The sequence below is a fragment of the Streptomyces sp. NPDC015125 genome, from assembly GCF_043080045.1.
Taxonomy (GTDB): Bacteria; Actinomycetota; Actinomycetes; order Streptomycetales; family Streptomycetaceae; genus Streptomyces.
Window position 1 is genome coordinate 13,797 of sequence record NZ_JBIBVF010000012.1, and the last position, 13,081, is coordinate 26,877.

The following is a 13,081-nucleotide window of genomic DNA, read 5'->3' on the forward strand; positions in this document are numbered from 1 at the left end:
GCGTGGGGCCCCTCGGTTCAGCCGCCGGGACGTACCGCCCGGGCCCGTACGGTCTGTGGCGGGCTGTGGCGGAAGTGCAGCGTGAAGGTGAGCCGGTCGCCGGGCACGAGCCGTGGCGGCGGGCTGACCATGACGTCCAGGGTGGTCGGCGTCATGGTCAGCGCGCCGCCCGCCGGGACGGTGGCGCCGCGGACCATCGCCATGCTCCGGGCGTTGTGCCCGATGTCGACGGTGCGGCTGAGCATCGCGCGATGGCCGGTGGGGCCGGTGACACCCGTCAGGACGTCATCGGCGCCTCCGGTGTTGCGGAGGGTGAAGAACGCGGCGGTGGCCTCGGCTCCCGAGGGGATCAGCACCCGTCCCTCGGGAATCCTCAGCTCGGCGGGCCTGCCCGCGTTGCCGCCGGCGGTCCATGCGGTGAGCGCGCCGAGGGTCACCAGACAGGTGAGCAGCGGCACGACGACGGACGGGACGGACGGGAGGGATGGCAGGGACGGGAGGGATGGGAACGATGGGAGGGATGGGAAGGATGGGAGGGACGGCCGTTTCATGAGGTCTCCCCACGGGGTTGGGGCCGCCGGCCGCCGGGGCGGCGGGCCGGCCTGCCGGGTCCGCCCGGCCGCCAGGCGCGCAGCCGGAGGCTGTTGCCGACGACGAGCAGTGAGCTGGCGGACATGGCGGCGGCGGCCGGCATCGGACTGAGCAGGCCGACGGCGGCGAGCGGCACGGTGACGAGGTTGTAGCCGAAGGCCCAGACGAGATTGCTGCGGATGGTGCCCAGGGTGCGCCGGGCCAGGCGTACCGCGTCGGGGATGGCCTGCAGGTCCTCGCGTACGAGGGTGACATCGGCGGCGCCGATCGCGGCATCGGTGCCGCTGCCCATCGCGATCCCGAGGTCGGCGAGGGCGAGGGCAGCCGCGTCGTTGACGCCGTCGCCGACGACGGCGACCCGGCCGCCCTGCTCCTTGAGGGTCGTGACGAGGGCGGCCTTGTCCTCGGGACAGGCCCCGGCGTGGATTTCGGTGATGGCGAGATGGCCGGCCACGGCTCGGGCGGTGGCGGCACGGTCGCCGGTGGCCAGGACCGGCCGCAGCCCCAGGCGGCGCAGATGGTCGACGGCGCGGTAGCTGTCGGGGCGGAGGGCGTCACCGACCGCGATGACGGCCTCCGGGGTGCCGTCGACGATGACCAGGACGGCGGTGTGGCCGGCCTCCTCAGCGGTGTGCACCGCCTCCGGCAGCGTAGCCGGCAGGCCGGTGAGGTCGCCGGGCCGGGTGACCTCCACCCGGTGCCGGTCGGCCGTGCCGTGCACGCCGTATCCGGGAGTGGCGCCGAAGTCCCTTACCGGCGGCAGCAGTTGTCCCGGCAGCCGGGCTTCGGCCGCTGCGCCGATCGCGCGGGCCAGCGGATGTTCGGAGCCCTGCTCGACGACGGCGGCCAGCCGTAGTGCCGCCACGGCGTCCAAGCCACCGGTGCGCGCGGTGAGGGCGGTGACGCTCATCCGGCCTGTGGTGAGGGTGCCGGTCTTGTCGAGGACGACCGTGTCGATGCGGCGCAGTCGCTCCAGCGCCTCCGGGCCGCGGACCAGGATCCCGAGCTGGGCACCCCGGCCGGTGGCGGCCAGCAGCGCGGTCGGGGTGGCCAGTCCCAGCGCACAGGGGCAGGCGACGACGAGGACAGCCACCGCCGCGGTGACCGCGGACTGCGGGTCGGCTCCGGCGCCGAGCCAGAAGCCCAGGACGGTGACCGCGACGGACAGGACGGCGGGGACGAAAACGGCGGCCACCGCGTCGGCGAGCCGCTGCACCTTGGTCTTGCCGGTCTGGGCGTCCTCGACGAGCCGGGTGATCCGGGCGAGTTGGGTATCGGCGCCCACCGCGTCGGCCCGTACCTCCAGCAGACCACCGGAGTTGACCGCGCCGCCGACGACCGCCGCGCCCGGACCGACCTCGACGGGGCGGCTCTCCCCGCTGATCAGGGACAGGTCCAGCGCGGAATTGCCCTCGACCACGGTGCCGTCGGTGGCGACCCGTTCCCCCGGCCGGACCAGGAAATGGTCACCGGCCCGCAGCCGGTCCACGGGGATGCGCCTCCCCCACTCCCGGCTGCTCCCCCACTCCCGGCTGCTCCCCCACTCCCGGCCACCGCTTCGCTCTCGGCTCTGCCCGAGCGGGGGGTCCTCCGCGACCGGGGCGGCCCCCACGACCGGGGGGAGCTCCCCGTCGTCGGCCGTGCGTACCTCGACGTCCTTGGCGGCGAGTTCGGCCAGCGCGCGCAGCGCGGCCCCGGTGCCGCGCCGGGCCCTGGCCTCCATCCGCCGGCCGGCCAGCACGAACAGCGGTACACCGACGGCGGCCTCCAGGTAGAGGTGCGCGGCCCCGTCGCCGGCCGCGGGCAGCAGGCTGAACGGCATCGTCATACCGGGCGCACCGGCCCCGCCGAGGAACAGCGCATACGCGGACCAGCTGAAGGAGGCGGCGACGCCCAGCGAGACCAGGGTGTCCATGGTGGCGGCGCCGTGCCGCAGACCACGCAGCGCACGGGCGTGGAAGGGGGCGGCACCCCACACGGCGACGGGCGCGGCGAGCACGAAGCACAGCCACTGCCAGTTGCGGAACTGCCAGCCGGGCACCATCGACAGCACCAGGACGGGGAGCGAGAGCACCGCGGTCAGCAGCAGCCGGTGCCGCTCGGCGCGGCCGCCGTCGTCCCGGCCGTCCGGGCCGTCCGGGCGGACGGCGGGCGACGGCGGATCGTCCGCGTCCGGTACCGGTGCGGGCTCGTGGAGCCGGGCGGTGAATCCGGCCGCCTCGACGGTGGTGACGAGGTCGGTGACGGACACCGCCGCCGGGTGGCTGACCGTGGCCCGGCCGGTGGCGAGGTTCACCGAGGCGGCGACGCCGTCGAGCCTGCCGAGCTTCTTCTCGACCCGGCCGACACAGGCGGCGCAGGTCATCCCGCCGATCGTGAGGGTGGTGGTGCGGGGCGGGGCCGATGCCGCGTCGGGGGGCGACGGGGGCCCGGGCCGGGGCTGCGGCGTCATCGCGGTGCTCCCCCCGGCACGGGGCGAGAGGCGGCGCCGCCCATGCCGTGCATCGCACCCATGCCGTGCATCCCGCCCATGTCCCCGTCATCGGCAGGCGTGCCGCCCCCCGTACGGGTGCCCCCGGCCGGATGCAGATCCGGGGCCACCGGCCCGGCGGCGGCACCGGCCGCGTACGACAGGGCGCCGAGCAGCGCCAGCAGCACGAGGAAGCCGAGGACCGGCCGGGCGGGCAGCAGCCGTGCGACGGCCTGGCGAAGAGGGGGCCGACTGCGGTCGGCCGAAGAGCGGGACATCGCGTCATCGTGGCAGGTGGAGAAGGTGCCGAGCGGTGGATCGGGGGCTCGTCGGAGGGTGAGGTTCATCCCCTTCCCGCGCCGGAACTCACGGGCCTTCGGGCCCGACTAACTGGGTTTGGGTGGTGCGCTCTTCGGCCTCGGCCAGGCCGCGTCCCGGTCTCTTCTCCGGTTCCTCCCGGCCTCTTCTCCGGTTCCTCCCGGTCTCTTCTCCAGTTCCTCCCGGTCTCTTCTCCGGTTCCTCCCGGCCTCCTTTCGACCTCCCCTCGGCCTTCCCTCGGTCTCCCCTCGGTCTCCCCTCGGCCACCCTCTTCGCCGCCCCGGCGCCGCCCCGCTCGCCGCCGGGCCGAAATCCGCGGCACCCGGCGGGAACTCGGCGTGCCCCGCGCACGACCTCTCCAACGCTGCGCCGTCCGGGCGCGGTTCGTCATCAGACGGTTCCGTTGAGGAGGACGCCATGTCCACACCGCCCGATCCCGTAGAGCTGTACGGTCCGGAGTACACCCGCGACCCCTATCCCTTGTACGCCGAGCTGCGGGCCCGCGGCCCGGTCCACCGGGTGCGCTTCCCCAGCGGCGTGCGCGCCTGGCTCGTCACCGGCTACGAAGCAGCCCACCAGGCGCTGACCGACGTCCGGCTGGGCAAACACCACTCACGTGGCAACGCGGCCTGGCGGGCCCGCGCCTCGATCATGCCCGAGCCCCAGCACTCCCAGCTCCAGGTGCATCTGCTCCACCAGGACCCGCCGCGGCACACCGCGCTGCGCCGGCTGATCACCGACGCCTTCGCACCGCAGCGCGTCGAGGGGCTCCGCCCCCGGTTCCAGGAGATGGCCGATGCCCTGCTCGAAGGCCTCCCGGACGCCGGCGAGGCCGATCTGGTCGAGGTGTTCGCCGGGCGCTTCCCGTTCCGGGTGCTTGCCGAAGTCATCGGGCTGCCACGGGAGTTCGAGGAGCGCTTCGACCGGGACTGGGGCAAGGTGGTCCAGCCCGTCGGCCCGTCGGATCCGGGCCGTCCGGCGTACGAGGCACGACTGCGCGCGCTGCAGCAGTACATCGCCGACCTCGTCGCCCACAAGCGCGCCGGGCAGGGCGAGGACCTGCTCTCCCGGCTGGTGGCCGCCCGCGACGACGGCCGGCTCGGGCAGGAGGAGCTGGACTCGATGATTTTCCAGTTGCTGGTCGCCGGACAGGAACCGGTGACGAACCAGATCACCACGGCCCTGGTCACCCTGCTGCGCCACCCGGCCCGGCTGGCGGAGCTGGCCGGCCGGCCGGAGCTGCTGCCCCGCGCGGTCGAGGAACTCCTCCGGTATGACAGCGCCTTCGAGCTGACCACGTGGCGGTTCTTCGCGGAGGATGCCGATCTGCACGGGACCCGGATCCCGGCGGGTGACTCCGTCATCGTGTCGCTGTGTGCGGCCAACCGCGATGCCCGCCAGTTTCCCGACGCGGACACCCTGCACTTCGACCGCACCCCCAACCCGCATCTCGCCTTCGGTCACGGCATCCACTTCTGCCCCGGCGCCACACTCGCCCGTATCGAACTCCAGATCGCCCTGGGCACCCTGCTGAGACGGCTGCCGGACCTGCGGCTCGCCGTCCCGGACGGCGAGCTGGGCTGGATCCCGGCAGTACTGGCGCGCGGGGTCGACCGGCTGCCGGTGGCTTACGGCACGCCGGCCGCCTGTCCGGTCGCGGACGGGCCGGATGCCCCCCGCCCGGTCGCGGACGGGCCGGGTGTCACCTGTCCGGTCACGGACCGACCGAATGCCCACCGTCCGGTCACGGACCGACCGGATGCCCACCGTCCGGTCACGGACCGACCGGATGCCCGCGGTCCGGTCACAGATGGACCGGACGCCGCCTGTCGGGTCACGGACGGACCGGATGCCGCGTGCTGACCAGCCCGGCCCGAACGCGTCCCGGTATGCCCGTCGCCCATCCGGCCGGCTGCGCGGCGGTGCTCGCCGAGCTGCTGCCCTACCGCCGCCCCCTGGGCTCCGGCCACGGTGACATGGCCGTGGACGGGAACATGGACATCGACACCCCCGATGCCTTCCCCGCCCAACTGCGGCAGCTCGCCGCGCCGGTGGCGGCGGGCGCCCCCCTCGTCTTCACCCTTCCGGGCTTCCCGTGCAAGTCACCCCATCCGGCCAAGGTGCTCGGCCACCTCCCCGACGAGGGCGAACGGCTGGCGCTGCGCTTCCTGGACGCCCTGTGTGCCCGGATCGAGGCCGTCCACCCGCCCGGGGCGCGGGTGGTCATCTGCTCGGACGGGCATGTCTTCAGCGATCTCATCCATGTGCCGGACCGGGACATCGATGCCTACGCCGACGCCCTGCGCGCCCTGATCCACGACGAGGGCCTGACCCGGCTGGACGTCTTCGACCTGCGCCAGGTCTACGGGCAGCGGCTGTCCCACGACGCCAAACGGGCCCTGGTCCACGACCGCTATGCCCCGGACGTGGAGGACCTGCGGTCCCTGACGCGCAGCGACGAACCGACGCGCCGCCTGTACCAGGGCATCACCCGCTTCCTCGCCGAGGACTCGGCCTCGTTCCCGGGTACCCGTTCGGCGTGGCAACGCGACTGCCGCCGCCGCGCCTACGGCGTGATGCAGCGCAGCCGCGCCTGGGGCGAACTGATCGGCGAGCACCACCCGGGCGCCTTCCGGCTCTCCATTCATCCCCAGCCGCGGGGCTCGGCCAAGTTCGGCATACGGCTGCTCGATGCGCCCGATGTGTGGATGACGCCCTGGCACTCCTGCGTACTCGAACATCGCGACGGGCGGCGGGAGTTGCTGCACCGGGCGGATGCCGAGCGGCTCGGCCGACTGGTGTTCCGCAAGGGCCGGCCGAGCCACTTCGTGGCCGGGTGAGGGACAAGGTTTCCAGCGCTGCCGGGCGGCGGGACGGGGTGCGCCGATCGGCGGGTGCGGCGGACCCGGCGGGCCGCCGCACCCGTCGCCGAGGGGACCGTGCTCCCGCGACTCCCCGGGACGGCAGCCGCCTCACCCGTCCCCGTGGGGCACCGCCTCCCGGTGGTCGAAGGCGATCAACGGGTCACCGGTGAGCGGATGGTCGGTTACCGCGGCGCGCACCCCGAAGACCTCGGCCAGCAGTTGTGGCGTCAGCACCGTACGGGGCGTGCCGGACGCCACCACCCGTCCGGCGTGCAGCACATGCAGCCGGTCGCACAGCGACGCCGCGGCGTTCAGATCGTGCAGTGAGATGAGTGTGGTACGGCGCTGCGCCCGCAGCAGTGCGAGCAGCTCCACCTGGTGCCGTACATCGAGATGGTTGGTGGGTTCGTCCAGGACCAGGACCTCCGGGTCCTGGGCGAAGGCCCGGGCCAGCAGGGCTCGTTGACGCTCGCCTCCGGACAGGGCGGCGAAGCGGCGGGCGCCCTGCCCGGCCAGGCCGACGGCGGCCAGGGCGCGGGCCACGCTCTCCCGGTCGGTGCGGTCGTCGCCCGCGAAGGCCCGCTTGTAGGGCGTACGGCCCATCGTCACCACCTCGCGCACGGTCAGCTCGAAGTCGCTGCCGCGCTCCTGCGGCAGCGCGGCGACCCGGCGTGCGGTCTGCCCCGGTGTGAGCGTGCGGATATCGGCTCCGGCCAGCAGCACCCGCCCGGCGGTGGGACGCAGATGCCGGTAGACGGTCCGCAGCACGGTGGACTTGCCACTGCCGTTGGGGCCGACCAGCCCGGCGATCTCGCCGTCCGCCGCCATCAGATGCACTCCGGCAACGACGTTCCGGCTCGCGTAGGCGACGTGCAGATCCTCGATCTCGACGTTCACCGGCCCGCCTCCAACCGCCGGTCGAGAATGAACAGCAGGGCGGGAGCCCCGATCATCGCGGTGACCACTCCTACCGGCAGTTCCTGGGAGTCCATCGCCGTACGGCACACGAGGTCCACCACGACCAGCAGCAGCGCCCCGGTCAGCGCGGACAGCGGCAGCAGCCGGCGGTGGTCGCCGCCGATGACCAGCCGGCACAGATGCGGCACCATCAGGCCCACGAAGCCGATGGCTCCGGAGACCGCGACCAGTACGCCGGTCAGCAGGCCGGTCACCACGAAGAGCTCCCGGCGCAGCCGGGTCACGTCCACGCCCACCCCGGCCGCGGTCTCATCGCCCATGATCAGCGCGTTCATGGCGCGGGCCCGCGCCTGGAGGGCCGACAGCCCGGCGGCGACCGCGAGGACCGGCAGCCACAGGACGCTCCAGGTGGCCCCGCTCAGGCTGCCCATCAGCCAGAACAGCACACTGCGGGTCTGCTGTTCGTCGCCGGCCTGGAGCACGAGGTAACTGGTGAAGCCGGACAGGAACTGCCCGATGCCGACACCGGCCAGCACCAGGCGCAGCGGTGAGAAGCCCCCACCACGCCGGGCCATGCACCACACCAGCGCGAAGGCGGCGAGCGCTCCGGCGAACGCCGCCGCGGACAGCCCCAGCCCCAGGGCGCCACCCGCACCGGCGCCCAGCACGATGGCGGCGACCGCGCCGAGCGAGGCGCCGTGGGAGATGCCCAGCAGATAGGGGTCCGCCAGCGGATTGCGCACCAGCGCCTGGGTCGCCGTTCCCACCAGGCCCAGCCCCGCACCCACCAGTGCCGCCAACAGGGCCCGGGGCACACGCAGTTGCCACACGATCAGGTCGTCGGTGCCCGGCCGGGGCGGCGCACCGCCGAGCCGCCGGAGCACCACCGACCAGACGTGTGCGGGTGCGATATCGGTGGAGCCCAGACAGACGGCGGCGGTCAAGGCCACGACCACGGCGATGCCGAGCCCCGCGGCGAGCAGCCCGGCGGGCGGTGTGCGGCGGCCGGCCTGCTCGGCCGGTCCGACCTGTTCAGCCGGTTCGACCTGCCCCTCGGGTCCGTGCGGGTCGGAGACGACCGAGGCCATTACCGTGCCGCCTTGAACCGATCGGGATGGATGGTGTGCGCGATCTCCTCCACGGCGTCCGCATTGCCGACACCGGCAATCGTCGTACGCTCCGAGCCGATCCGCAGGAACTTCCCGTTGCGCACGGCGGCCAGCCCCTTGGTGGCGGGGAAGTTCTTCAGGAACGTCGCGGCCTCGTCGAAGGCCTTGGCATTGGCTGCCGCATCGCCCCGGTTGCGTACCCCGAGCTGGATCCAGTCCGGGTTCTTGGCGACCACGTCCTCCCAGGAGACCGGCTTGAAGTCCCCGTCGCAGCCGTCGAAGACATTGCGCGCCCCGGCCTGGCCGATCACGGCGTTGGCGACCTGCTTGCGGCAGACGGCGACCGGCTGCTTGGTCCCCGCGTCGTAGTCGAAGAAGAAGTACGCCGGCCGCTTGCCGGGGGCGATATCGCCCACGGCCTCGTGCACCTTGCCGATCTTCGCCCGCATCCCCGCCACCAGTACGTCCGCACGCTGCGACGTGCCGGTCACCGCGCCCAGCCGCTTGATGTCGCCCTCCACACCGGACAGGTCGCGCTGTGGCTTCTCGGCCATCGGTGCGCAGGCGGTGGAGGCCAGGTAGAGGTGCTTGATGCCTGCGGCCGTGAACTCCTCCTCGGTCGGCGCGTCACCGGCCCGGCCCATGGCGTTCATCGATGCGAAGGTGTCGATGTAGAGATCGGCGCCCGAGCCGAGCAGCTTCTCCTTGGGAATCACGGCCTTCCCCAGCACCGGCACCTTGCCGGCCTGTGCTCCCAGAGCGCCGGGCAAGGCACCCTTGCGGGGCGGGAATCCGGTCCCGATCACCCGGTCGCCCGCGCCCAGCCGCAGCAGCATCTCCAGGGCGGCGGCATTACTGGTGACGATCTTGCGCGGCGCGGACGGGAAGGTGGTGGTGGCGCCCTTGCAGTCGGTGGTCCGCACGGGAAAGCCCGGTCCGCCTGCGCCCTTGTCCGGGCCGGTGCCACTGCTTCCTCCGCTGCCGCCGCATGCGGTGGCGGCCAGCGCGACACCTACCGCGACACCACACAACTTCCCAGGACGCATGACGCTTCTCCCTACGCCTCACCAGCCGGCGGACCGGCCGTCTCACCCGCCGCAGCAGCGGCCGAACGGGCCGCAGGCGCGACCCGGCACAGGTAGTCGGCCGGGCATCGGAGGCGGTTCCGGGCGGTGGCGTCCTTTTCCGGGCGGAAGCCGGCCGGGCTCGGGTGACGCGTCACAGCGGCACCCGGGAGCGGCACCGCGCGGTCGCCGGCGGCGCGGTGTGCGCCCCGGGTGAACGCACTCGCCCGGCTGATGTCCCGGAGGGCCTTCGAGCAGCGGCACGGCTCTGCCGAACTCCCCGCCGCCGTCAAGGATGGTCAGGGGTCGACGCCGCTGCCCTGCGGGCCGTACAGATCCAGCAGCCGGACCCGGGTGCCGTGCAGCCGGTTGGCCACCGTTTCGGCGACATAGCGGTACATCGCCCGGCCGAGGACGGGATCGGATTCGCACAGGGCGCGGACCACCTTGGCGTCGAACTCCACGGCCTCGACCGGGCCCACGGTCTCCGCTCCGAAGTGCCACAGATAGGGCGGGAACAGCCAGGACCAGCCGAGCAGTTCGCCCCGGCCGAGCGTTTCGACGATCGCAGCCCGGCGCCCGGGGACCCGCTGATCGAGCATCACCTGTCCGCTGTGGATGATCCAGAAGTGGTCCGCCCGCCGGCCCTCCTCGAAGAGGCGGGTGGCACGCGGCATCGACACCTCGACGGCGATATCGGTCAGCCGCCGGCGCCGGTCGGGCGGCATCGCATGGAACAGGTCTCTGCTGGTGGCCATCGCATCCTCCGCTCGCTCCCTGCACGATATGGGGTGCTTCAGCGGTATTCCGGGAAGGCTCGACCGGGCGGAGCGGCGGCGGGGACCGCACCGGGGCGGGTCAGGTCAGCTGGCGCCGTACGAGATCGTGCAGCCGGCCGCCGGTGTCGGCGAGCAGTTCGGCGGGGGCGCCCTGCTCGACGATCCGGCCGTCCGCCATGACGATCACGCGGTCGGCGTCCATGACCGTGGACAGCCGGTGGGCGATCACCAGACGGCTGGCGCTGAGCTTGCGGGTGCTGTCGATGACGATGCGCTGGGTCTCGTTGTCCAGGGCGCTGGTGGCCTCGTCGAAGAACAGGATCCGCGGGCGGCGGACCAGCGCCTGGGCGATCATCAGCCGCTGCCGCTGGCCGCCGGAGATGGCGCCACCGCCGGAGATCATGGTGTGCAGGCCCATGGGCATCCGCTTGATGTCCTCGGCCAGACCCGCCATCTCGGCGGCCGCCCAGGCCTCTTCCTGGGTGAAGGACTCGGCGCCGCAGATGCAATCCAGGATCGAGCCGGTGAGGGGCTGGGCGTTCTGCAGGACGACCCCGCACTGGCGGCGCACCGCTGCCTGGTCCAGAGCGGTCAGGTCCTGGCCGTCGTAGAGCACCTGGCCCGAGGTCGGCTTGTCGAAGCCGATGAGCAGCCGGAGCAGGGTCGACTTGCCGCAGCCACTGGGGCCAACGACGGCCACGAACTCGCCGGGCCGGATTCGCAGCGAGACCTCGTCGAGGACCAGCGGGCCGTCGTCGGTGTAGCGGAAGGACAGCTTCTTGGCCTCGATGCCGCCGGCGAGGGTGCCGGGCTGGGCGCTGGCGCCGCGCACTTCGGGCTTCTCGTCCAGTACCGGCTTGATCTGCTCGAACATCGGCATCGCGGCGGCCGCCGAGATGAAGGCGCCGGTGATCTGGGTGACCGAGGTCAGCAGCATGGTCACCGAGGTGTTGAAGGTGAGGAACGAGGCGGCCGACATGCTGCCGCGGGCCGGTCCGGCCAGCAGCATGAACATGATGAGCGAACAGACCGGCAGGTAGACGGCGTTGAGGACGGTGGTCAGGTTCTTGATCCGGCCGGCCTTCTGCTGGAGTTCGCGGGAGCGGGCGAACTCGCGGGCCCAGGCCGCGTACGCAAAGCTCTCGGCCGCGGCGACCCGCAGCTTGGGCAGGCCGCGCAGGGTCTGGAACGCCTGGTTGTTGAGCTTGTTGCCGAGCTTGACCAGCCGGCGCTGCCAGCGCAGCTCCCACAGGCCCATGGCGAGGAACACGGCGCCGATGACGAGCAGCATGGCGATCGCCGCCAGCGCCAGCGGCACGCTGTACAGGAGCAGCATCACCAGGTTCATCGCGCCGACCGTCGTGGCCTGCACGGCCACCGGGCCGAGTCCGGACAGCACCCGCCGGATGGCGCTGATGCCCATCGCGGCGCTGGCCAGCTCTCCGGTGGAGCGTTCGGTGAAGAACTTCGTCGGCAGCCGCAGCAGCCGGTCCCACACGGCCGGCTGCAGCGCGCTCTCGATCCGGCCCTCCATCCGCAGCACGGTGAGGTTCTGCAGCAGCATGAAGGCGGCGGAGACGACGCTGGTGATGATGACGGCCAGCGAGACCTGGACGATCAGGCTCTTGTCGGCGCTCGGGACGTACTCCCCGAGCACCTTGCCGGTCGCGAGGGGGACGAGGGCGCCCAGGCCCACCGTCACCAGCCCGGCGAGGGCCAGATTCCGCAGGTCCATCCGGGTGCCGCGCAGGCTGAAGAGCATCAGCCGCCACAGGCTCATGGGCCGCTCCGGCAGCGGGCGGTAGAACATCACGGCGCGCGGTTCGAAGGCGTCGGCGTTGTCCTTGCCGATGCGCATCCGCAGCCCGGAGGCCGGGTTGACCGCCTCGTAGCGGCCCCGGCGCCACAGCAGCGCCACGGGGGCACCGGACTTGGCGCGGTGGCCCACCAGGGGGCCGGTGTCGGTCCGCCACCAGCGGCCCTGGAGCCGGACCGCGCGGGTCCGGATCCGCGAGCTGACCGCGATCCTTTCGACCGGGGTGATGCGGTCGTTGGCGGCGGCGCCCTTCGGCGGCTCGGTGAGCGTGATCCGGGCCGCCTCGGCGACCGTGCGGCAGACCGCGAAGGTGGCGTCGTCGCCGGCCCGGTCCGTCTCGGCGCTGCCCCGTCCGCCCCGGTCCTGGCGGCCGATGGACGCGATCAGCGCCTGGTCGGCCCGCTCGCGGACGTCCTCACCCGCCTTGATGCCGGCTGCCGTGCGGTCCTCGTGGGCGCGCTCCAGCTGCTCGATCCAGCGGTCGACGGCGGACAGCAGCCGGTATTGCTGATTGACCATCTGCTGCCACAGCTCGGGGTCCACCAGCAGATCGCCGGCCGCCTCCGCGCTGTAAGAGGCGCCGTACTGCACGCTGCCGGGCGGGACCGGCATCCACAGAATGTCGTCGTCGGCCACCGCCTCATCGGCGGGCCGGCCGTCGAGCGGTGCCTCGAACAGCACGCCCAGGCTGCGGGCGGTGCCCAGCGCGAAGGCGTGTTCCAGCGCGGAGAGCGCCTCACCCCGGCCGGCGTAGGCGGCGTCGTGGCCGTAACCGTCCTGCGTGCCGTACTGCGGAATGGACCCGGTGTCGCCGTACTCCCCGTACTCGTACCGGGGCAGCTCGCGCAGCGGGATACGGCGCAGCAGGCAGTCCTGGGACGGCCGGCCGAGCAGGGTGTGGTGCGGGCCCGCGACCGGGCCGAGCAGAAGGGTGCCTGCTTCGAGACGGCCGAGGAAGTGCCAGTGCCCTTCCTCGGCGGCGTCGACCGCGAAGAGATCCAGCGATCCGCCGGTGACGAGCCACAGCACATGCGGGCCCTCCAGGGGAACGCTGCGCAGCCCGGTGCAGTCGACGGGCGTGCCGAGGCCGCCCAGGGCCTGGGTCACCGCGTCGGTGTCGCCCGGTCCCACGACCGCGGGCGGGGGCATGGA

Annotated in this window: 9 protein-coding genes and 1 pseudogene; 2 read left to right on the forward strand and 8 right to left on the reverse strand. The window is 73.1% G+C overall.

The window, feature by feature from the left end:
- Window positions 1–17 precede the first annotated feature (17 nt).
- The 3 genes from ACF088_RS23895 to ACF088_RS23905 form a co-directional block, all read right to left on the reverse strand.
- Window positions 18–458: a copper chaperone PCu(A)C gene (locus ACF088_RS23895; RefSeq protein ID WP_392377810.1), complete on the reverse strand. Its 441-nt coding sequence runs from the start codon at window positions 456–458 to the stop codon at window positions 18–20.
- 89 nt (window positions 459–547) lie between these two features.
- Complete coding sequence (locus ACF088_RS23900; RefSeq protein WP_392377811.1) at window positions 548–3,043, reverse strand: heavy metal translocating P-type ATPase; 2,496 nt, start codon at window positions 3,041–3,043, stop codon at window positions 548–550.
- A complete protein-coding gene (locus tag ACF088_RS23905; RefSeq protein ID WP_392377812.1) occupies window positions 3,040–3,339 on the reverse strand; it encodes a hypothetical protein in 300 nt (99 codons plus the stop codon). The genes ACF088_RS23900 and ACF088_RS23905 overlap by 4 nt, the downstream gene beginning before the upstream one ends.
- Before the next feature lie 457 nt (window positions 3,340–3,796).
- Between ACF088_RS23905 and ACF088_RS23910 the strand changes: the two are divergent.
- Together ACF088_RS23910 and ACF088_RS23915 are read left to right on the forward strand one after the other, a co-directional pair.
- A pseudogene (locus ACF088_RS23910) lies at window positions 3,797–5,014 on the forward strand (cytochrome P450); the annotation flags it as partial.
- A 254-nt stretch (window positions 5,015–5,268) separates the two neighbouring features.
- A complete protein-coding gene (locus ACF088_RS23915; protein WP_392377813.1) occupies window positions 5,269–6,219 on the forward strand; it encodes an L-tyrosine/L-tryptophan isonitrile synthase family protein in 951 nt (316 codons plus the stop codon).
- Between the two features lie 132 nt (window positions 6,220–6,351).
- Here ACF088_RS23915 and ACF088_RS23920 read toward each other — a convergent pair whose 3' ends face one another.
- The 5 genes from ACF088_RS23920 to ACF088_RS23940 all read right to left on the reverse strand — a co-directional run bounded on the left by ACF088_RS23920 (window position 6,352) and on the right by ACF088_RS23940 (window position 13,078).
- Window positions 6,352–7,140 carry an ABC transporter ATP-binding protein gene (locus ACF088_RS23920; RefSeq protein ID WP_392377814.1) on the reverse strand — a complete coding sequence of 263 codons (789 nt, stop codon included), beginning with the start codon at window positions 7,138–7,140 and terminating at the stop codon, window positions 6,352–6,354.
- Window positions 7,137–8,249 (reverse strand): FecCD family ABC transporter permease, encoded by a 1,113-nt coding sequence (locus ACF088_RS23925; RefSeq protein ID WP_392377815.1) that lies wholly within the window; start codon window positions 8,247–8,249, stop codon window positions 7,137–7,139. Before ACF088_RS23925 ends, ACF088_RS23920 begins: the two co-directional genes overlap by 4 nt.
- Window positions 8,249–9,316, reverse strand: coding sequence for an ABC transporter substrate-binding protein (locus tag ACF088_RS23930; RefSeq protein WP_392377816.1), 1,068 nt, complete (start codon window positions 9,314–9,316; stop codon window positions 8,249–8,251). The genes ACF088_RS23925 and ACF088_RS23930 overlap by 1 nt, the downstream gene beginning before the upstream one ends.
- A gap of 317 nt (window positions 9,317–9,633) precedes the next feature.
- A complete protein-coding gene (locus ACF088_RS23935; RefSeq protein WP_392377817.1) occupies window positions 9,634–10,092 on the reverse strand; it encodes a Crp/Fnr family transcriptional regulator in 459 nt (152 codons plus the stop codon).
- A gap of 100 nt (window positions 10,093–10,192) precedes the next feature.
- On the reverse strand, window positions 10,193–13,078 hold the full coding sequence (locus ACF088_RS23940; protein WP_392377969.1) for an NHLP bacteriocin export ABC transporter permease/ATPase subunit: 2,886 nt from the start codon (window positions 13,076–13,078) through the stop codon (window positions 10,193–10,195).
- Between the last annotated feature and the right edge of the window lie 3 nt (window positions 13,079–13,081).

Bases quoted from the DNA above. Each gene is read 5' to 3' on its own strand.
- ACF088_RS23900 (WP_392377811.1), bottom strand. From the start codon at position 3,043: ATGACGCCGCAGCCCCGGCCCGGGCCCCCGTCGCCCCCCGACGCGGCA.
- ACF088_RS23905 (WP_392377812.1), bottom strand. From the start codon at position 3,339: ATGTCCCGCTCTTCGGCCGACCGCAGTCGGCCCCCTCTTCGCCAGGCC.
- ACF088_RS23915 (WP_392377813.1), top strand. From the start codon at position 5,269: ATGCCCGTCGCCCATCCGGCCGGCTGCGCGGCGGTGCTCGCCGAGCTG.
- ACF088_RS23925 (WP_392377815.1), bottom strand. From the start codon at position 8,249: ATGGCCTCGGTCGTCTCCGACCCGCACGGACCCGAGGGGCAGGTCGAA.
- ACF088_RS23930 (WP_392377816.1), bottom strand. From the start codon at position 9,316: ATGCGTCCTGGGAAGTTGTGTGGTGTCGCGGTAGGTGTCGCGCTGGCC.
- ACF088_RS23935 (WP_392377817.1), bottom strand. From the start codon at position 10,092: ATGGCCACCAGCAGAGACCTGTTCCATGCGATGCCGCCCGACCGGCGC.
- ACF088_RS23940 (WP_392377969.1), bottom strand. From the start codon at position 13,078: ATGCCCCCGCCCGCGGTCGTGGGACCGGGCGACACCGACGCGGTGACC.